The following is a 20287-nucleotide window of genomic DNA, read 5'->3' on the forward strand; positions in this document are numbered from 1 at the left end:
CTCGAGGCCTCAACCGGAAACGACATCCCGGTCTGAAGGTCAAATCCGGGGCGTAGTTTCCGCTTGAAGACCGATTCGGAAAGGTTGTCCCGTTCTGGAGCCAAATACTGGGTCGTAGTTTCCGCCAAGCATGCCATCCGGAAAGCGTGTCCCGTTCTGAGCCTGAATTCTGGGATGAACTTTCCACTGAAGCATCTACTGGAAAATGCATCCCGTTCCGAGGCTTAATTCTGGGATGCACTTTCCGCGGAGAGACTACCGTTTTTCGAAAAAGTACACGTCCCTAAACTTACCAGGTCTTCATAACTTGTTGCCGTTCACGGGAGCCAATCACCGCCCACCGATTCGAATGTAAAAATGTCGCCGAAAACAGGCCATCTACCTGCATGGTTAGATTTTGGTCAGCTTTTGGTCAGTTGGGCGGCAAGTTGCGGCTGATACGTTTTTTGCTACCCAAAAGGAGGCGGTAGCTCATGACCCATTGCAATGACCAACTCATCGACCAACTGCTCACTCAAGCCGAACAAGAGGGGCGCTGTCTGATTCCCCCGAGCACGGCAATCCGAAAAGCGCTCCTTCGGCGCACCGGCGGCACGGTTGTCTCGCCCATGCCGGGGTTGTTTGCGCGAAAAACGCGCTGGGATGAACTCAACCGAGCGCAACGCCATTGCGAAATCCTCCGCGCCCTTGCGATCATCCACCCCGATTGGACGTTCTGCTCGTTTTCGGCAGCTTGCCTGCTGGGGCTCGAGGTCTCGTGGCGACACCTGAATGTCGTGCATGTTTGCAGCTCGACAAAGCCGTCGGCTCGCCCGGGCGCACATATTCAGCGGCACCAGATTGAGCCGGCCGGAGCAATACGCAGAGCCGGCATATCGGTAACGCCGCCCATCCAAACGGTCACAGATTGCCTGTTGCAGACCGGTTTTGCCGACGGCATGCCCATTGCCGATTCGACGATCTCAAAGCTCGGCCTTGCGCGGGAACAGCTGATGGAGGCCGTCGAGCAACGAGCGACCGCCTGCAATGGTCGCGCGATTCGCACCGCCCTCACAACACTTCGATATGCCGACGCCCGCGCCGAGAGTGGTGGAGAATCGGTCGCCCGAGCCGTCATGATCGAGACGGGCTTTGCACCCGACTGGCTTCAATACGAGCTGACGGACCCCTTCGATTCGGCCAAACCCATACGAACGGACTTTGCCTGGGAGCGCCAGGCGCAGGAACTCACGCTGGGCGAGCTCGACGGGCTCATCAAATATACCGACCAGACCATGCTGGCCGGACGCACCACCGCCGAGGCGCTCGTTGCCGAACGACAGCGCGAGGCGCACCTATCGCTCTACGGCCACCCTCTGCTGCGCTTTACCATGAACGAGGTCCGCCCGGCAGGAATGCTCGCCAAAAAGCTGCAGACGGCAGGCATCCGGCAGACCGCGCTGCCGACATGGCTCAACGAGGTAGACCTGTAGGAGCTGCTAGGCCACGCATCGCCAGATCGCATCCCCCTATCTGGGCCGCGTTTTCCCAACGACCACGCCAACGGAAAGTGCGTCCTAGCCTGGACGCTCAAAACGGGATGCACTTTCCGGATGGCGGGCCTGGCGGAAAGCGTGTCCCGGAATCCCGTCTCAGAGCTGGACAGGCTTTCCGGTTGAGTCCTTCAGCGGAAACCGCATCCCGGAATAAACACTCAAACTGGGATGCGCTTTCCAAACGACCGGCCAGCGGAAAACGCATCCCATTCTGAGGCATGATTCCGGGACACAGCTTCCGCATGCGGCCCCGTTGGGAAAGTTCATCCCGTTCTGAGACCGAATTCCGGGACGCCGTTTCCGCCTGAGGCTTCAGCCGGAAAACGCATCCCACTCTGGAGCCGAATTCCGGGACACGCTTTCCGCTGGAGGGCCGATTCGGAAAACGAATCCCATTCTGAGCGCTCATTTCGGGACGCAGTTTCCGCTCCAAACAAAAGGCCCCGGCTCGCGATGGAGTCGGGGCCAAAGGCGCAGCGTATGCAGTTGATGTTGAGCACGAACAGCCCGTCAGCAATGGCTGTCCGCGCCCTACCCTACCCGCGGTTGCGGACACGGCTGTAGGGCGTATCCACCATGGGCAGATCCGGACGCAGCTTGCCGTCAAACGCGCGGTAGGCGTTCTGTACGGCGGGCGCCGTGGGAATCGTGGCGATCTCGCCGATGCCCTTACCGCCGTATGCCACGGGCAACAGCTCGTCCTTCTCCACGTAGATGGCGTGGATATCCGGAATCTCGGGTGCACGGAACAGCCCGAGCGTGCCGTACCTTGCCTGGGGTACGCAGTCCTTGAGCGGCCAGTCCTCGGTAAGCGCATAGCCCATACCCATGAGCACGCCGCCTTCGATCTGACCCTGGATGGAGATGGGGTTGACCACCTTGCCGGAATCGTGCGCGGCATAGACCTCGCTCACGCGGCCGTCGTCGTCCAAAATGACCACATGCGTGGCAAAGCCGTAGCAGATGTGGCTCTTGGGGTTGGGAACGTCGGCACCCAGTTTGTCGGTCGGCTCCAGGTACACGTAGCCAAACTCGCAGCCCTCGAGCGCCTTGATGGCGGCCGCGGGATCCTGAGGATGCATGCCCTGGCCGGCGACGAGCTCCTGCGTGCGCAGCTGATAGGCGCGACCGTCGTCGTACTCGATCTTGACGCCGTCGCCATGCGCACTCACGGGAGCATCGGGTGCAGGCTTGCCGGCCTCGATGCCAACCATAGCATCGCGCAGCAGGAAGGCGGCGCCGCGCACGGCCTCGCCGGTCACGACCGTTTGACGCGAGCCAGACGTGGTGCCGGAGTCGGGAGCGTTCTCGGTAGAGCACTCGCCGTTGGCGATGCAGCTCAGCGGCAGACCGCACGCCTCGGCAACGTCCTGCAAAAAGACGGTGTTGCAGCCCTGGCCGATGTCGGACGTGGCGGCATAGACCACAGCCACGCCGTCCTCGATGCGAATCTTGCAGCGGCCGGCATCGGGCAGGCCCACGCCCACGCCGGCGTTCTTCATGGCGCAGGCAATGCCGGCATGTCCGGGATGCGCATAGTAGGCATCTTTGACCTCGAGCAGCGTCTCCTTAAGCGCCGTGGAGCAGTCGGCAATCTGACCGTTGGGCAAAACCTCGCCCGGCTCGATGGCGTTACGGTAGCGGATCTCCCACGGATCCAGGCCGACCTTCTCGGCCAGCAGGTCGATCAGGCTCTCGAGTGCAAACTCGGACTGGCACACGCCAAAGCCGCGGTACGCGCCGGCGGGCGGGTTGTTGGTGTAGTAGCCAAAGCCGCGAATGTCGGTGTTCTGGTACTTGTAGGGGCCCACGGCATGCGTGCAGGCGCGCTCGAGCACCGGGCCGCACAGCGAAGCGTAGGCGCCGGTGTCAAAGTTGATCTCGCAGTCCAGACCGGTAAAGTTGCCCTCGGCGTCGCAACCCAGCGTAAAGGTACCGTCCATGGCATGGCGCTTGGGATGGAAAGCGAGCGACTCGGCACGCGTGAGCTTGCACTTCACAGGACGCTGGAACTTATATGCGGCGAGCGCGGCCAGGTGCTGGACCGAAACGTCCTCCTTACCGCCAAAGCCGCCACCCACGAGCATGGTCTCGACGACCACACGCTCGGGTTCGCTATCCCAGCCAAACATGTGGGCGCACTCTTTGCGCGTATCGTAGGCACCCTGGTCGGTCGACTGCACCTTGACGCCGTTCTTGTACGGGAAGGCGACGGCGCACTCGGGCTCCAAGAAGGCATGCTCGGTAAAGGGCGTGGTAAAGCGCTGCGTCACGGTGAACGCGCTCTCTGCCAGCGCCTTGGCGGCGTCGCCGCGCGTCACGTGACGGCTCTGGCACACGTTGTCCTTGAGCTCCACCGTGTTGCCAAAGGCAAAGAAACTGTCGTGCAGGCGCGGGGCGTCGGCAGCCCTGGCCTCGACAATGTTACGCACGGGCTCCAGCGGCTCGTAATCGATCTTTACGAGCTTCTTGGCCTTCTCGAGCGTCGCCTCGTCCTCGGCAACCACCAGCACAATGGCATCGCCCACGCAGCGGGTGATATCGCCCTGGGCGATCATGACGTCCCAATCCTGGATAAGGTGGCCGACCTGGTTGACCGGCACATCCTCGGCGCGCAGGATGCCCACCACACCGGGCAGGGCCTCGGCCTTGGAGGTGTCGATGGAAAGCACACGGGCGCGCGGATACTTGGAGCGCACGGCGCTGGCATAGGTCAGGCCCGGCTGATCGAGCTCGTCGATGTCATCGGGGTACTTGCCCTCGCCGAGCACCTTCTTGCGCACGTCGATACGGAAGGCGCGCTTGCCCACGCCGTAGTCGTCGCCGCGCTCCAGGTCCTCGTCGATCTGCTTTTCGCCGCGGAGCACCGCAGCGGCCAGCGAAATGCCCTCAATAATCTTCTTGTAGCCGGTGCAGCGGCAGACGTTGCCGCGGATGGCGTACTTGATCTGCTCCTCGGTGGGCTCGGGGTCCTCGGCGATCAGCGCCGCGCCTGCCATGACCATACCGGGGATGCAAAAACCGCACTGCACGGCGCCCACGGCGCCAAAGGCGTACACAAAGGCCTCGCGCACGTCCTCGGGCAGGCCCTCGACAGTCACGATGTTGCGGCCGGCGGCAAGGGCGGTGGTCAGCACGCAGGCCTTGACGGCCGCACCGTCCACATGAATGGTGCAGGTGCCGCAAGCACCCTCGGAGCAGCCGTCCTTGGCGGAATGGATGTGCAGGTCGTCGCGCAGGTAGCGCAGCAGCGGTTTGTTTTGGGTCGTCGTGTGCTCGACGCCGTTAACGGTAAAAGTGAATTCCTGTGCCATGGTGATTCCCTTCTACACGCCGGCGGCGATGCCGGTGCGGTCGTGGATGGCGCCATGCGGGCAAACGACGGCGCACATGCCGCACGACAGGCAGTCCGCACCGTCGATGTGGGCACAGTTGTCCTCGATGCGGATAGCGCCGGCAGGGCATTTTTTGGCGCACATGCCGCAACCGATGCAGCTCGTGTCGCAGATCTTGCGGGCGATGGCGCCCTTGTCGGTGTTGTTGCAGCGCACCAGAATGTTCTGGTAGCCGGGAACAAAGGCAATCACGCGCTGCGGGCACGCCATGCCGCACAGGCCACAGCCCGTGCACTTTGAGCGGTCCACGCGGGCGATGCCATCGACCAGCGCAATGGCACCGTGGGGGCAGGCCGTGACGCAGGCGCCACAGCCAATGCAGCCTTCGCTGCAGCGGGCGTCGCCGCCTGCGGAGGCGCAACCGCTTCCGCAGGCAACGTAGGCCACGTTATGTTGAATGGATTTGGCCATAAGAGACTCGCCTATTTCTTAAGGAGGTACGGATAGTTGTCGCGCACAGCCCTGATGGTCAGGCGGACGGCCTCGGGCAGACCGGTGTTGACGGCATCGACCGAGACGGTGCGGACCGTGCCGGCGACGCGGACCTTAAAGTGGTCCTCGTCCACGGCCAGGAAGCCCTCGTTCTCGGAGTTCTCCATGTCCTGATCGCTCCAGAACAGGGTGAGCTTGTCCTTGTAGGGACGACCCTCCTGGTAGGGGCAGAACACGGCGCAGTTGCCGCACTCGTTGCACATGCCGTCGATGTGGACGACCTGATGCTTGGCCAGGCCCGGCACCTTAATTGCCACGTTGGCGCGGTTGGGGCACACATCGCAGCAGACCTCGCACACCGAGCCGCAGCCCAGGCAGCGGGTCTTGGTGCAGTTGCGCTTGTCACGGCATAGCGACCCCTTGCGCTCGTAGCAGGTGTCCTCGCGGCCGGCCTGCTCGTTGCAGTCGACGTACTTGTTAAAGTCCACGCCGGCGATGGCGCGGGCGACCTCGGCGGCGTCGGCGATAGCCTCGACCACGGTAGCGGGACCGCGGCGGCAGTCACCGGCAGCCCAGACGCCCTCGACGCCGGTGGAGGTGGCGGCAAGGCGGCCGCGACGGTCGTGCTCGACGCCCGCGGCGTCGTACAGGCTGGCATCGATGCCCTCGCCCACGGCGCAGATCACCGTGGTGGCGGAAAGCTCGACGGTCTCGCCCGTGGCGACGGGGCTGCGACGGCCGCTTGCATCCGGCTCGCCAAGTTCCATGACGTCGCAGGTCAGCGCGGCGCCGTTGAGCGCCTTGGGCGCCAGCAGCTCGCAGAACTCAACGCCGTCGGCAAGAGCAAGATCGAGCTCTTCCTCGTCGGCGGGCATCTGCTTCTTGGTGCGGCGATACACCAGGCGCACGTTCTTCACGCCAGCAAGGCGCTTGGCCACGCGGGCCGCGTCCATGGCGGTGTTGCCGGCGCCGATGACCACGACGTCCTCGCCCAGCTCGAGCTTCTCGCCCTTCTTGGCGGCCTCGAGGAACTCCAGCACGTCGAGCTCGGCACCCTCGCCCAGGCCCGCAGAGCCGGGCATCCAGGCACCGGTGGCCACGACCACGTCGGTAAAGCCCTGGGCCTTGAGCTCGTCAATGGACTCCACGCGGGCGTTGAGCTGCACCTTGGCGCCAAAGGCCAGACAGAGCTCGGCATCGTGGGAGATATCGTCGCTCGCGATACGGAACTCGGGGATCACGTGACGGACCACGCCGCCGAGAGAGTCGCGGGCCTCGAAGATAGTGACGGGCACGCCGGCACGCGTCAGGAAGAACGCCGTCGCCAGGCCGGCAGGGCCGCCGCCGATAACGGCAACGTTGCGCTCGGCGTCGTTGGCGATGGCCTGGGCGCGCAGCTTGGGCAGCACGGCGGTCATGGCCTCGCGAGCGGCCTTGAGCTTGCTGGCGCGGATCTGGGCGCCCTCGGGCTCGTAGAATGCACGCTCGCAGGCACGGCCGCAGGGATGCGGGCAGATGGTACCGGTGATGAACGGCAGGGCGTTGCGCTCGATGATGATGTTGAGTGCGTCCTCGTAGCGACCCTCGTCAACAGCCGCCAGGTAGGCGGGAATATCCTGCTGGATGGGGCAGCTCGTGCGGCACGGCGTGGTAAAGCAATCGGAAAGCGGGCTCTTGCCAGCGACCTTGCGGTCGGGCAGCGGACGCAGCGGCTTCTTGTAGAGCGGGTTGGTGAGCGAGTCGGTCTGGATCGCGGTCACGGCCTCGAGCGAGACGCCCTCAAACGGCTTGCCGTCCAGATCGGTAAACTCGCCGGCCATCTGGCTAAAGCGCTCGTAGCCACCGGGCTTGAGCACGTCGGTCGCCAGGGTGACGGGCCAAATGCCGGCATCGTACAGGGCGCGGATGTTGTAGACCGTGGCACCGCCGGAGTAGCTGATGCGCAGCTTGCCGTCAAACTGCTCGGTAATGCGGCGGGCGGCCTCGATGGTCAGCGAGAACAGCGGACGGCCCGACATGTACATCTCGGTGGAGGGCAGCTCGTTCCTCGTCACGTCGACGGGGAACGTGTTGGTCAGCTTGACGCCAAACTCCAGGCCGCGCTCGGCGCACAGGGCAATCAGGCGCTCGAACATGGGCACGGCATCGGCCCACTGCAGGTCCTCGCGGAAGTGCGTATCGTCGAAGACGATGTAGTCAAAGCCCAGCTCGTTGAGGCGCTGACGGGCAAACTCATAGCCCAGCAGCGTGGGGTTGCACTTGATGTAGGTGTTGAGGCCCTTCTCGGTGATCAGATAGGTCGCGATGCGCTCGATCGCCGCCGGCGGGCAGCCATGCAGCGTGGACTCGGTGATGGAGTTGGACACGCGCGCCGGGATGGACTCGACAAACGCGGCATCGACATGCTCAAACTTGTCCAGGTTAGCGAGAGCCCAGGCACGGCACTCGTTCCAGACGTCGGAGCCGCTGGCGTCCTTCATGCCCTCGATGTAGGCATCGACCTTGGGGCTCTTGATGCCCTCCAGGTCATAGCCCACGGACATGTTGAAGACAAAGCCGTCCGGGCTGCCCAGGCCGTACTCGCGAGCGATCAGGTGGCAGGCAAACCATGCCTTCACGTACTCGGCAAAGGCCTGCGGAACCTCGAGCTCGGTCGACCACTCGCAGTTGTAGCACTCATCCTGCGCCACGATGCAGGGTTTGTTCACACACTTGGAGAGCTCCTCGCCGTCCATAACCTGGACGGTCTTGAGCTCAAAGAAGCGGGAACCAGCCACATAAGAGGCCACGATGTTCTGGGCAAGCTGCGTATTGGGGCCGGCAGCCGGGCCAAACGGAGTCTCGATGCGCTCGTCAAAAATGGGAAGCGCACCCTCCTGGTTGGTCGTGACCATCTTGCGCACGCCAAAGATGGCGTCCTGGGTCTTGTGCTCCTCGATGATCCAGTTCATCAGCTGCGAAAACGGGATCGGCCTCATGATGTCGCTCATAGTGAGCTCCTCTCTGTAACGCCCGGCGAGACCGCGCGGCGGGCGCAAATACGGTGTAGCGCTAGCACAGCGCCGGCGACCCCGCGGAGGCCGCCTATGCGCGCGAATCTACTTGTGAATTAGTAGGCGCGATCGTTGAGCGTGCTCCAGAGCTTCTTGGACTCAGCCATGGTCCACGCGTTGATCTTGTCCTCATCAATGCCAACGAACTCGCGATCCTTGTACAGGACGCGGCCGTTGATGATGGTGGTGCGGCAGTTTTTGCCCATCATGCCAAAGAGCATATGGCCGTCGATGTTCTCCTCACTCAGCGGCGTAAAGGGCTTGTAGTCCATGACGATGACGTCGGCGGCAGCGCCGGCCTCGAGCACACCGAGCTTGCGATCGAAGTACTTGCTCGCCATCTTGGCGTTGTTCTCGAACAGCATGGTCATGGCCTCGCACCAGCCCACGTTGGGCATGGCGGCGTTGTGGCGCTGAATGATCAGGAAAACCTTAAGGCTCTCGAGCATATCGTGGGTGTAGGCGTCGGTGCCCATGCACACGGGGATGCCGCGGCGGAAGAATTCGAGCACGGGGGCGCAGCCCACGGCGTTGCCCATATTGGATTCGGGGTTGTTGACGAGCCAGGTACCGGACTCCTTGACGATATCCATCTCGGCGGGCGTCACGTGGATGCAGTGGCCGAGCATGGTGTCGGGACCCAGCAGGTTGTGCTGCAGCAGGCGCTCGACGGGGCTGATGCCACCGCGGTTGAGGCGGGAGTCCCACACGTCATTCATGCCCTCGCACACATGGATGTGGAAGCCGGTCAGGCCGTTGTTGGCCTCGGCCATCTTGTCCATGGTCTCGTCCGACAGCGTAAAGGTGGCGTGACCGCCAAACATGGCGGCGATCATGTGGTTGTCGTTATCGCGACGCTCCTTGGCGGCCCACTGGGCAAATTCGGCGTTCTCGGCAATGGCCTGGTCGCATTTTTCCTGGCCGCGGCGGTCGGAGACCTCGTAGCACAGGCACGAACGCATGCCCAGCTCCTGAGCTGCATCCTTAATGGTAAAGAGGCTTCCCGGGATTTCGCAGAAGCTCGCATGGTGATCGAAGATCGTGGTGACGCCATCGCGGATGGAGTCAAGAATCGTGGCATAGGCGCTGGCCTTGGTGCCGTCGAGCGTCAGGTTGTCATCGATCTTCCACCACTGCTGCTCAAGATTCTCCAGGAAGTTGGTGGGGTTGCAGCCCTTAATGGCAAGGCCGCGGGCCAGACCCGAGTAGATGTGGGTGTGGCAATTGATGAGTCCGGGCATGATGAGGTTGCCCTGGGCGTCGACGTACTCGGCATCCGGGTACTTGGCCTTGAGCTCGCACTCGGGACCTACTTCGACGATCGTATCTCCGTCAATGGCGACCGCGCCGTTGGGAATGAACGGGGTCTGAGCGTTGCGGGTAAAAACGGAACCGTTAGCGACCAGAAGCATGAATGCTCCCTTCAACATCAGGGGCGGGGTTTGACACCTCTGACATGGCGGAGTGCGAAGCGCCGGCCTACACCGGAAACGGGCCCTCTCCCGTCAACGCTTCACCAAAGGGACAAACCCTTTGAAGTGCGGCTTGGCGCCGCATGACGTCGGCGGACGAGGCGATGCGCCCGCCGACGAATAGCACCGAATTGGTTACTTCTTGCTCTCGGGCAAGACCAGATCCACGGCAGCGTCCTTGGCAGCATCGATGTGCTGAGCCACGACCGGCGTCTGCGGAAGGATCAGGTTAAGGACAATGGCCATAATGGCGGTGGGGGTTACGGCATTGGAGCCGATGACGGTGGATACCCAGGCGGGCATACCCTCGCCGGCAAGGCAACCGCTGGCCATCCAGATACCCAGGCCAAAGACGACGGAGGTACCGACGATGGTGGTAGTGCGCTGCGTGAGGCCCTCGCGGGTGAACATGCGCACGCCGTTCATGGTGATGGTGCCGAAGACGCCGACGGTCGCGCCGCCGATGACGGGCTGCGGGATAGCGGAAAGGACGGCAGAGAGCTGCGGGAACAGACCGGCGATGGCAAAGACGGCCGCGATGATCACAAAGACCCACTTGTTGACGACCTTGTTGGAGCAGATGATGCCCACGTTCTGGCCAAGGGCGCTGGTGGGAAGACCGCCCAGCAGGCCGCCGACCATAGAGGTGAGGCCCTGGGACACGATAGCGCCGGAGAGCTCGCGCTCGGTGGGCATACGGTCGATGGAGCCCAGGCAGGCGGCGGAAACGTCGCCGATAACCTGGATGGCAACCATGGGGAACACGACAGCGAGGGTAATGCAGACCTCGGGATCAAACTCGAGCGCGTAGGGCATGAGCTTGGGAAGGGCGAAGACCTGAGCGGTGGCGACGCTGGAGAAGTCGATCATGCCAAAGGGGATGGAGACGATCATGCCAACGATCATGCCAAAGAACACGGATCCCAGCTTGAGCGTGCCCTTGCCAAAGTTGGCGAGCGCAAAGACCACGGCGAAGGTGATAAGAGCGACGCACCAGGCCTGCGGGGTGCCCCATAGCGGCGTACCCATACCGCCGGCCATATACTTGACGGCCGTGGGATAGAGAGAGACGCCAATGGAGAAGATGACCGTACCGGTCACGACGGGCGGGAACAGCCACTTGATCTTGCTGTAGGCCAGACCAAAGAGGACCGCGACGGCGCCGCCGACGATCTCGCCGCCCAGCAGCGCACCAAAGCTAAAGCCCGAGGCACCCATGGCCTGCAGAGCCGGCAGGAACGCGAACGAAACGCCCATGACGATGGGCAGGCCGCCGCCGATGCGACGGAAGGGAGCGAAGGCCTGAAGGGCCGTGTCGATTGCCGAAAGAATGAGCGCGACCTGGATGATGTCGGTGCTCTGCTGGCTATTAAAGCCGTAGACGCCGGCCATGATGACAGCCGGGGTGATGATGCCGGCAAACGATGCCAGTACGTGCTGAAGGGCACACGGGATCATTTCCTTAACGGGAGGCATGCCTTCACGAGTGAACAGGGCTTCAGTGCCGTTCTTAACCGTCTCCTGGGTCATTTGACCACCAATCCTCGAAATAGTTGTTTTCGCATCTAACGCTCTATTGTGACGCAGTGCGGGGTTGAGGTTGTGCCTTCGTTGCATATCGTATTAAAGATGATTCTCATTCTCAATAATAATTTTTTGTTATCAGACTATTCTTCAGCTGAGATAATGCATTTCCGCAGGTCAGGAAAGTGTCTGTTCAAAATAACATCTAACTTTTCTTTTGGTCGACCGTTTACCGCCAAATACCTACCGCTCATCTGTATTACGCAATGTACCTGCGAATATGTGAGTCAATAGACACCGTGTTACCATGAGAAAAAATTGTTATGATCATTTCCGATTTCACCCAAAGGAGTTGCCCGTGAACGAGACCGTACGTCGCTTTTTGCCGATGGTCGATTTTCTGGAGCAGATACTCGGCAAAAACAGCGAAATCGTGCTGCACGATTTCTCGGATCCCGACCACGCCATCGTCGATATTCGCAACGGCATCGTGAGCGGCCGCAAGGTCGGCGGTCCCGCCACCGATCTGGCACTCAAGATCATGCACGACGCCAAGTATCGCGACCTGCCGTTTATTACGGGCTACGAGGGGCGCGGTGCCGGCGGCAAGACGTTGGAGTCAGCGACGTACTTTATCCGCGAGAATGACGAGATCGTCGGTATGCTCTGCGTCAACACCGATCTCTCGACCGTGCGCTCCATCAACGCCATGGCGCAGCAGCTCATGGCGTGCTTCGACGCGGCGCCGACGCGCACGGAGCCCGCCCCTATCGAGGTCGAAAGCCTTTCGGAGTCCACACAGGAGCTCATCGACCGCAGCATTGCCGAGTTGCTGAGCGCGCGCGGGCTGGATGTAGCGTCGCTTGGTCAGAGCGACCGCGTGGACGTCATTCGCCACCTCAACGGCAACGGGGTGTTCATGCTCAAGGGCGCCGTGGCCTGCGCCGCCACCTCGCTGGGCATCTCGGAGCCCAGCGTCTACCGCTACCTGCAAAAAGTCCGCAAGGAGGGCTAACGAGCAAAATGGAGCGCGGCTCCACAAGCGATTCGTCACCTGACAAAAGACCCTGCAGCTCGCACGCGCTGCAGGGTCTTTTTGCATGTCATGTTTAGTTGTGGTCAACGCCTTAGAGAGCGGCGACGACCTCGATCTCGACCAGACCGCCAGCCGGAAGAGCGGCAACCTGGAAAGCGCTGCGCGCGGGGAACGGGGCCTCGAACTTGGAGGCGTAGATCTCGTTCACGGCGGCAAAGTCGGCGATGTCGGCCAGGTAGACCGTGGTCTTGACGACATCGGCAAACGTGGCGCCGGCAGCGGTCAGCAGAGCCTCGACGTTGGCGAGGGACTGCTTGGCCTGGGCCTCGACACCCTCGGGCAGCTTGCCGGTCGCGGGATCGATGCCCAGCTGGCCGGACAGGAACACCATGTTGCCAGTCTGGATACCGGGGGAATACGGGCCGATGGCTGCGGGTGCGTTATCGGAAGACACGACGGTCTTGCTCATGTTTTTCTCCTTACAAGTAAAAGGGAACGGGAGCGCGGCGTTCACACCGGGAGGCACAGTTCGGTCTGAACACCGCGCTTGATTGGGATAGTACTCAAGGTGTCCGCGCGATGCAAGATTATTATCACGTTGCGAGAATATTTTATCGCCCAACGGTTTCCCCGGACCGCTGAACGGTTCTCATGTGAAGCAGCCAGTCCAAGCTGCTGAAGACTTTATCCCGCTTAGAGCACGGGCATCGCCTGCCGCGACGGCACCACTATACTTTTGATTATCTGAGCATTTTGAAAGGCAGGATATGACCGCAACCGCCAGTCGAACCAACAACCGCAGACCCGAGCTTTTGGCGCCCGCCGGAGGGCCCGAGCCCTTTGCCGCCGCACTCGCCGCCGGGGCAGACGCCATCTACTGCGGCATGGGCAGCTTCAACGCCCGCCGCAAGGCCACCAACTTTACCGACGAGGCCTTTGAGCAGGCCTGCCGCGCCGCGCATCTGGCCGGCTCGCGCGTCTACGTCACGGTCAACATCGTCATCAAGGAATCCGAGATGAGCGATGCGCTGCAGCTCATCCATCGCTGCTCCACGCTGGGCGCCGACGCCTTCATCATCCAGGACTGGGGCCTGTTCTTTGAGGTCAAACGCACGATGCCCAGCATCGAGACGCATATCTCGACCCAGACGAACATCCACGACGACCGCGGAACCCTTTGGTGCCGCGAGCAGGGCGCCGACCGCGTGACCCTCTCGCGCGAGCTTTCCATCGACGAGATTGCCGCCATTCACGATGCCGCGCCCGATGTGGACCTTGAGGTCTTTAGCCATGGCGCCATCTGCTTTTGCTATTCGGGCCTGTGTCTGCTTTCGAGCTTTGCCATGGCGGGACGATCGGCCAACCGTGGCATGTGCGCCCAGCCCTGCCGCTTGCCCTACGAGCTGATCGACGAGAACGGTCGCTCGCTCTCCCCTGCCGGTCGCGAGCGCGCGCTGTGCCCGCGTGACACCAACACCTCGCAGCTTGTTCGCCGTCTGTATGACGCCGGCGCCGCGTCGCTCAAGCTCGAGGGCCGCATGAAGGCGCCCGATTACGTGTACTCCATCGTTGATGTGTATCGTCACGAAATTGACGACATGCTATCCGGAGCCACCGTTGCCAAGGACGAGGAAGCCGCCCGCCAGCGCCAGCTCAAGCGCTGCTTTAACCGCGACTTTACGCACGCCTATCAGGACGGTACCTCGGGTGACGAGATGATGAGTTACGAGCGCTCCAACAACCGCGGCCAGATCGTGGGCACGGTGCTCGGCAGCCACCTGGCCAACCGCGATGTGCGCGGGCTCAAGCCCGACGACCGCCGTCGCCGCGCCGCCATCGCCCGCATTGAGTTGTTTGAGCCCGTGGGCAAGGGCGACCTGCTGGAGCTTCGCCACGACGATGAGTTCGACCAGTTCCTGACCACCATCGCCGCCGATGATGCCGCTGCCGGCGATGTTATCGAGTGTCGCGTGCCCCGTAGCATGCCCGAGGGCTGCCGCGTGCGCGTGATTCGAAGCCAGCGCGCTATTGACGCTGCCAGCGCCGCGCTCAAGCGCGATGTGCTGCGCCGCCGAGCTGTTGATGTATCCGTCGTGGCGCGCCTGGGCAAGCCGTTTACTGTCACGCTCACCTGCTGTGACGACCCCGCGCTCACCGCCACCGCCACGGGCTTCACCGTCGAGGCCGCCAAGACCCGCGCCGTCGAGGCATCCGATCTGGTTGAGCACGTCGGGCGCATGGGCTCCTCTCCCTTTGAGGCCGCGAGCTTTGACGTGGCCCTCGACGAGAGTTGCGGCATGGGCTTTTCCGCCGTGCACAAGGTGCGCGCCGCCGCTTGTAAGGCGCTGGAAGAGGCCATTCTGGCACCGTACGAGGAGCGCGCCCGCACGCTCGAGCTACCGGCGATTGTCACCAATGATTCCCGCCCCGCGCCCGAGCACTACCGCGATGAGCCGCAGATCTGCGCTACCGTCACCTCGCTCGAGGCCGCCGAGGCCGCTCGCGCGGAGGGTGCAACGCGCATCTACATGACCACCGACGCGCTCGAGGCTGTCGGACTCTCCCCTGCCGATGCATTTGAGCAGGGTATTGTGCCCGCACTCGACGAGGTCTGCCGCGCCGTTGACCACGTCCGCGTTGACCCATGGGTTGTTGCCGGCGCCACGGTCGCTATTGGCAACATCTCTGAGCTTGCCCTGGCCGCCCAGGTTGGCGCCACGGCCGAGATTCGCTCTTGCCTGCCGGTGCACAACACGCCCTGCATGGAGGCGCTTGCCGAGCGCGGAGCCGGTGCGTTTTGGCTCTCGCCCGAGATCACGCTCGACGAGATTGTCTCGCTCGGCGCCGCCGCGCCCGCGGCTCTAGGCATCACCGTCTTTGGCCGCCCGCGCGTTATGACAAGCGAGCATTGCATTCTGCAGGTTGCCAACGGTTGCATCCACGATTGTGCCAGCTGCCGCCTGCGTGCCCGTAAGCTCTCGCTCAAGAATATCGACGGAAAGGTCATGCCGGTGCGTACCGACATCCACGGCCGCTCACGCTTGTACGACGCCTACCCCATCGACCTCACGCCGCAGGTACCACAGCTGCTCGACGCCGGCGTCCGTCGTCTTATGGTGGACGGCACACTGCTCGAGACGGATGAGGTGGGCCGCGCCACCGCTCGCGTCCGCCGCGCCGTCGAGGCAGCGCAAGCCGGCCGCAAGCCCGCCGCCCGCCTGCGCGGTGCCACCTCGGGCTGCATGTTTGTGGGAATCAGCTAACCGAAAGGCTTACACGTGAACGAAGAACCTCAAGTCCTCTACTGCGACGCCTGGCTCATGGCCATCGACAAGCCCGCCGGCATGATCGTCCACGGCGACGGCACCGGCGAGCGCACGCTCACCGACTACGCCAGCGACCTGCTGCTGGCGATGGGCGACGGCTTTGCCGCGACCGACATGCAGCCGCTCAACCGCTTGGACCGCGACACCACCGGCGTGGTGCTGTTCTCACTCGACAAGCAGACGCAGCCCGCCTTTGACCAGATGATTATCGACCACGCGTTCGAAAAGCACTACCTAGCGCTCGCCGAGGGCAAAATCGACTGGAACGAGAAGCTCATCGACAAGCCTATCGCCCGCGACCGCCACGATAGCCGCAAGATGCGCGTTGGCGCCAGCGGCAAGCCGTCTCAGACGCGCGTCAAGGTACTCAAGCGCCTTAAGAGCCGCCGTGGCCTGCCTACGCGCTCGTATATTGATGTCGAGCTGCTCACCGGCCGCAAGCACCAGATCCGCGTGCACCTGGCAAGCGAGCATCATCCCTTGATTGGCGACGACCTGTACGGAACGCCGCGTCCCTGCGGCCTGATGCTCCACGCCCACAGCGTATCCTTCACGCATCCCGTAACCGGCGAGCACATCCACATCGAAGCCCCCTGCCCCTGGGAGCCCTAAATCCTGCCAAAAAGGGACAGGTTTATTTTGACAGGTTTTATCTGGTCAAACGTCATGCCGCCACGATGACTCAGCCGCGGTCCCAAAACGTCTCGATCTGTAACAGTTAGAGCCCATTTTCCGGTCTATCTGTTACAGATCGAGACATTCGAATCCCCCTCAAGGGAAAATCTCAATCTGTAACAATAACTCGGCAAAATCGATCCCAAATGTTACAGATTGAGACAAAGGGACGGCGCGGTTCGTAAGTATCTCGATCTGTAACACCTAGCCCACTTTTAACGGTCCAGTTGTTACAGACTTAGACAAACCGGCAGACAACGAAAGCGGCAACGCCCGTAATGGACGTTGCCGCTTTTCTATTGAGAAAACTAAATGGTTTTGACCTTGCCCCGCCGCTAGACCGTGACGACGTTGTCCATTGCCCGGTACTTGGCGGGGACCTCGCCTGCGGTAATAATCGTTGCATCGCGGAAGTCCGCGAACTTGACGGGCGCCACCATGCCAAATTTACTGGCGTCCGAGATTACGAAGCGCTTGGCCGTATGGCGCATCGAGATACGCTTGACCTGTGCCTCCTCGATATCGGGCGTCGTAAAGCCCTGCTCGGCGGCAATGCCGTTGGAACCCCAAAAGCCGCAGTTGAAGTTATAGCGGTCTAGAGTTGCCAAGGCATCGGGGCCAACGAGCGCCTCGGTCTCGGGTTTGAGCTCGCCGCCCAGCACCACGGTACGCATGCCGCGCAAAGCGAGATGCTGAGCATGGAGCACGGAATCAGTCACATAGGTGACCCCTTCGAGATGCGGAAGATGCTCGATGAGCCTGAGCGTCGTCGAACCCGAATCGATGTACACAAAGCTCTCGGGCTCTACCAGCGCCGCCGCACGGGCGCAGATACGTTCCTTGTCGTCGTTATGGAGATCGCTGCGCTCATTAAGCGTTAGGTCGCGCGTCACGTGCGCGCGCTCAAGGCTCGTCGCCCCACCGTGCACCTTGGCGACACGGTGTACTCGGTCGAGCGTCTGCAGGTCGCGCCGAATGGTAGACGCCGTCACGCCCAGGGCTTCGGCAAGCTCCGGCACGGTAACCGAGCCGGCCTGCTGAACTATCGACACGATCGCGTTGAGCCTATCTTCCGCAAGCATCGCTTACTCCTCCTCGGGGTACACGACTCCCCAATCGGCGCGAAGCTTGGTCATAAGCTCCATAACATCAGAAGCATAATCCAGAAGCTCGCGCTTGGAGTCGCCGCCGGCAACGGCCTTCTCAAGATCGGCCATCTCATAACACAGGGCGTAAGCCTCGGTGCCTGCGTGGACCTCCTCGCGGTGGCCGTCCGCAGTCCACACGATGGTCGCGTGATCGGCACGCGGATATTCGTTGACCTCGATGTAGCACTTGTCAAAGCTGATGACCGAGCGCTTGGGCTGCTTGGAGTGAAGCGTAAGGCTCACGACGCCCAGCTGCTGCTCGGCATTGCGGCAGACGATGCCGTCCGCAACATCGACGCCAGTCTCGCAGGTGTTGCCTAGAGACACAACCTCGGCGGGCTGGCTCGCCATAAACAGGCGCATGACGGACAGGGCATACACACCAATATCGAGCATGGCACCGCCGGCAAGGTTGCGATTGTAGAAACGGTTGGTCAGGTCGCCGTACTCCTTGTAGCTACCAAAGTTGAGCTGGGCGAGGTTCATGCGACCAAACTCGCCGGCATCCATGCGACGGCGCAGCTCTTGATACAAGGGCATATGAAGCACCGTGGTGGCGTCCATGAGGACGACGTTGTGCTCGTCGGCGATGGCACGCGCCTCGTCGAGCTCAGCGGAATTGAGGGTAATGGCTTTTTCGCAGAGCACGTGCTTGCCGGCTGCCAGGGCAGCGCGCAGATAGGTGATATGAGTGTTGTGCGGGGTAGTGATGTAGACGGCGTCGATGCCAGGATCGGCGTAGAGGTCCTCAACCGTGTCGTAGACCTTCTCGATGCCATACTGCTCGGCAAAAGCCTGAGCCTTGGACAGCGTACGGTTGGCGACGCCCGCAAGCTTGCGACCGGCAAGAGCAAGGGACTGAGCCATCTGGTTGGCGATAACGCCGCAACCGATGACGGCCCAATGGAGCTCGGGAGCCGTAAAAATATCGTCGGGGAACGGCTTGTCCTGGACCGAAGCGAACGCTGCTTTGGCGGCTGCCGCGGCGTCGAGCGGAGCCTGCTTGGAATCTGCCATTATGTGCCTCCTGTGTCATAGAACGCCTTGCTTTCTGACAGCTCTATATTCGCACAAACACGCGCTTCTGTGCGCGTTTTTGCATATCTCACCGCTAAACGGTCATTGTTGTCCCGAAAACGGCGCATCTATACGCATGGGTGTGCAATTAACGCAATCTAACGCGCATAAACGCGCACACAAGCAATTTGTACAGCGCACCCGCTCATCTATGCTTGCCCATTAAGGGCACTCATTTGAACTGCATCCCATTTCTTGGACTTTGAAATTAAGGTTCGAGAAAAGGGAGGCATCGGAAATGCCCCGCAGGAAGAAGGCAAGATACGGTCGCGAGATGAGGGCACGCGCCGCCGACCTGTTCGAGGCCGGCCTCGGCTTTGAACTCGCGGCCAAGAGGCTCGACGTTCCCGCCCCGGCGGTGAGAAAATGGCTCTGCGCGTACCGGGCAACCGGGAGGAAGGGGCTGATCGGGATGGGCGAGAGCCGCAGGACCTACGACATGGAGACCAAGCTCGCCGTCGCGAGGGCCGTCGTGGACGAGGGGATTCCGCGGTCGGAGGCGATGGCCCGCTTCGGCATCGCCGCCGCCACATCGCTCGACCGCTGGTGCAGGCTGTACCGCGAGGGCGGGCCGGAGGCGCTCGAGCCGGGACGCCGCGGCAGGCCGGAGGGCCCCGGGGGGCGGACGCGCGAGCGGGAGCTCGAGGAGCGCGTGCGCAAACTCGAGGCCCAGGTGGCGTATCTAAAAAAATCGATAGCCCTGAAAGCGGAGAAGAGCTCTCAAACTGGGAGAAAGCCCAGGTCGTAGCCTCCCTTTCAGGGCACCACCGCCTATGCGACCTGCTCGCGGCCGCGCGGCTCGCGCCGTCGAGCTACCACTATGCCGTGGCGCACCCGCCGAGAGCGACCCGGCCAGAGCTCCGGGGGGCCGTGCGCGAGATCTTCTCGAGGACGGCGAACGGGTGCGGCCACCGCCAGATAGCGATGTGCCTGAGGGCCGAGCTGGGCGCGAGGATAGCGGACAAGACGGTCCTCAAGATGATGCGGGAGCTCGGCATCCGCTGCGGCATCCGCCGGGAGACCGACTACCATCGCTACAACTCCTACCGCGGCCCGGTCGGCGAGAGATTCGACAACCTGATAGCGCGTGACTTTCGCGCGGGCGCCCCGTGGGAGAAGCTCGGGACCGACGTCACGGAATTCAGGCAGCCCTGGGGCAAGGCGTACTTCGCCCCGGTCTACGACTTCTGCACGAAGGAGATCGTCTCCTGGTCGGTGTCGACGAGCCCGGACATGGCCCAGCAGGAGGAGGTGCTCAGGCGCCTGTTCGCGAGGATGCCGGCCGGGGCCTCGCCGATCGTCCACAGCGACATGGGCTGGCAGTACCAGCACCCCAGGTGGACCGGCGAGCTCAGGAGGCACGGCGCCAGGCAGAGCATGTCGAGAAAGGGCAACTGCCTAGACAACGGGGCGACGGGGCAGGTGTTCGGGCATCTCAAGGACGAGTTCTTCAGGGGCGTCGAGTGGGCCGACTTCGAGTCCTTCAAGAGGGACCTCGACGCCTACGTCGTGCATTGGAACACGAGGCGTCGCCAGGTGGCGCTCGGCGGCCTCACCCCGGTGGAGTTTCGGAAACGGCTATTGAAAGCGTCCTAGTGTTCGCTTCTAATAAAG

The 20287-nt window shown here is 62.4% G+C and carries 14 protein-coding genes; 6 read left to right on the plus strand and 8 right to left on the minus strand.

Annotated elements, in window-relative coordinates:
• The first annotated feature begins 473 nt into the window (after window positions 1–473).
• Window positions 474–1472 carry a hypothetical protein gene (locus tag DW112_RS09855; RefSeq protein WP_147351824.1) on the plus strand — a complete coding sequence of 333 codons (999 nt, stop codon included), beginning with the start codon at window positions 474–476 and terminating at the stop codon, window positions 1470–1472.
• Between the two features lie 599 nt (window positions 1473–2071).
• On the opposite strand, the gene xdh is transcribed toward DW112_RS09855, so the two are convergent.
• The 5 genes from xdh to DW112_RS01310 form a co-directional block, all read right to left on the minus strand.
• Complete coding sequence (gene xdh / locus DW112_RS01290; protein ID WP_118328187.1) at window positions 2072–4849, minus strand: selenium-dependent xanthine dehydrogenase; 2778 nt, start codon at window positions 4847–4849, stop codon at window positions 2072–2074.
• Window positions 4850–4861: 12 nt separating this feature from the next.
• Window positions 4862–5341, minus strand: a complete 480-nt coding sequence (locus DW112_RS01295) for a 4Fe-4S binding protein (protein WP_055252516.1) — start codon at window positions 5339–5341, stop codon at window positions 4862–4864.
• A gap of 11 nt (window positions 5342–5352) precedes the next feature.
• Window positions 5353–8352, minus strand: a complete 3000-nt coding sequence (ygfK, locus tag DW112_RS01300) for a putative selenate reductase subunit YgfK (protein ID WP_118328188.1) — start codon at window positions 8350–8352, stop codon at window positions 5353–5355.
• Window positions 8353–8471: 119 nt separating this feature from the next.
• On the minus strand, window positions 8472–9827 hold the full coding sequence (ssnA, locus tag DW112_RS01305) for a putative aminohydrolase SsnA (protein ID WP_117802957.1): 1356 nt from the start codon (window positions 9825–9827) through the stop codon (window positions 8472–8474).
• Between the two features lie 195 nt (window positions 9828–10022).
• Window positions 10023–11417, minus strand: coding sequence for a uracil-xanthine permease family protein (locus tag DW112_RS01310; protein ID WP_089572468.1), 1395 nt, complete (start codon window positions 11415–11417; stop codon window positions 10023–10025).
• Window positions 11418–11769: 352 nt separating this feature from the next.
• Here DW112_RS01310 and DW112_RS01315 point away from each other — a divergent pair, with 352 nt between their 5' ends.
• Window positions 11770–12426 carry a transcriptional regulator gene (locus DW112_RS01315; protein WP_233506701.1) on the plus strand — a complete coding sequence of 219 codons (657 nt, stop codon included), beginning with the start codon at window positions 11770–11772 and terminating at the stop codon, window positions 12424–12426.
• Between the two features lie 112 nt (window positions 12427–12538).
• Here the strand turns inward: DW112_RS01315 and DW112_RS01320 are convergent, their stop codons facing one another.
• Complete coding sequence (locus DW112_RS01320) at window positions 12539–12916, minus strand: RidA family protein (protein WP_089572469.1); 378 nt, start codon at window positions 12914–12916, stop codon at window positions 12539–12541.
• Window positions 12917–13214: 298 nt separating this feature from the next.
• Here DW112_RS01320 and DW112_RS01325 point away from each other — a divergent pair, with 298 nt between their 5' ends.
• Complete coding sequence (locus DW112_RS01325; RefSeq protein WP_118328189.1) at window positions 13215–15710, plus strand: U32 family peptidase; 2496 nt, start codon at window positions 13215–13217, stop codon at window positions 15708–15710.
• Between the two features lie 15 nt (window positions 15711–15725).
• A complete protein-coding gene (locus DW112_RS01330) occupies window positions 15726–16385 on the plus strand; it encodes an RluA family pseudouridine synthase (protein WP_233543350.1) in 660 nt (219 codons plus the stop codon).
• Window positions 16386–16783: 398 nt separating this feature from the next.
• Here DW112_RS01330 and DW112_RS01335 read toward each other — a convergent pair whose 3' ends face one another.
• Together DW112_RS01335 and DW112_RS01340 are read right to left on the minus strand one after the other, a co-directional pair.
• Window positions 16784–17530, minus strand: coding sequence for a DeoR/GlpR family DNA-binding transcription regulator (locus tag DW112_RS01335; protein ID WP_118328190.1), 747 nt, complete (start codon window positions 17528–17530; stop codon window positions 16784–16786).
• 3 nt (window positions 17531–17533) lie between these two features.
• The gene (locus tag DW112_RS01340) at window positions 17534–18613 is read right to left on the minus strand and encodes a Gfo/Idh/MocA family protein (protein ID WP_118328191.1); all 1080 of its coding nucleotides are present in this window, start codon (window positions 18611–18613) and stop codon (window positions 17534–17536) included.
• A gap of 298 nt (window positions 18614–18911) precedes the next feature.
• Here DW112_RS01340 and DW112_RS10040 point away from each other — a divergent pair, with 298 nt between their 5' ends.
• Window positions 18912–19421: a helix-turn-helix domain-containing protein gene (locus tag DW112_RS10040; RefSeq protein ID WP_118328192.1), complete on the plus strand. Its 510-nt coding sequence runs from the start codon at window positions 18912–18914 to the stop codon at window positions 19419–19421.
• Window positions 19364–20269 carry an IS3 family transposase gene (locus DW112_RS01350; RefSeq protein WP_118328298.1) on the plus strand — a complete coding sequence of 302 codons (906 nt, stop codon included), beginning with the start codon at window positions 19364–19366 and terminating at the stop codon, window positions 20267–20269. The genes DW112_RS10040 and DW112_RS01350 overlap by 58 nt, the downstream gene beginning before the upstream one ends.
• Window positions 20270–20287 lie beyond the last annotated feature (18 nt).

Origin of the sequence: Collinsella sp. AM09-41, assembly GCF_003473245.1 — a bacterium.
GTDB lineage: Bacteria > Actinomycetota > Coriobacteriia > Coriobacteriales > Coriobacteriaceae > Collinsella.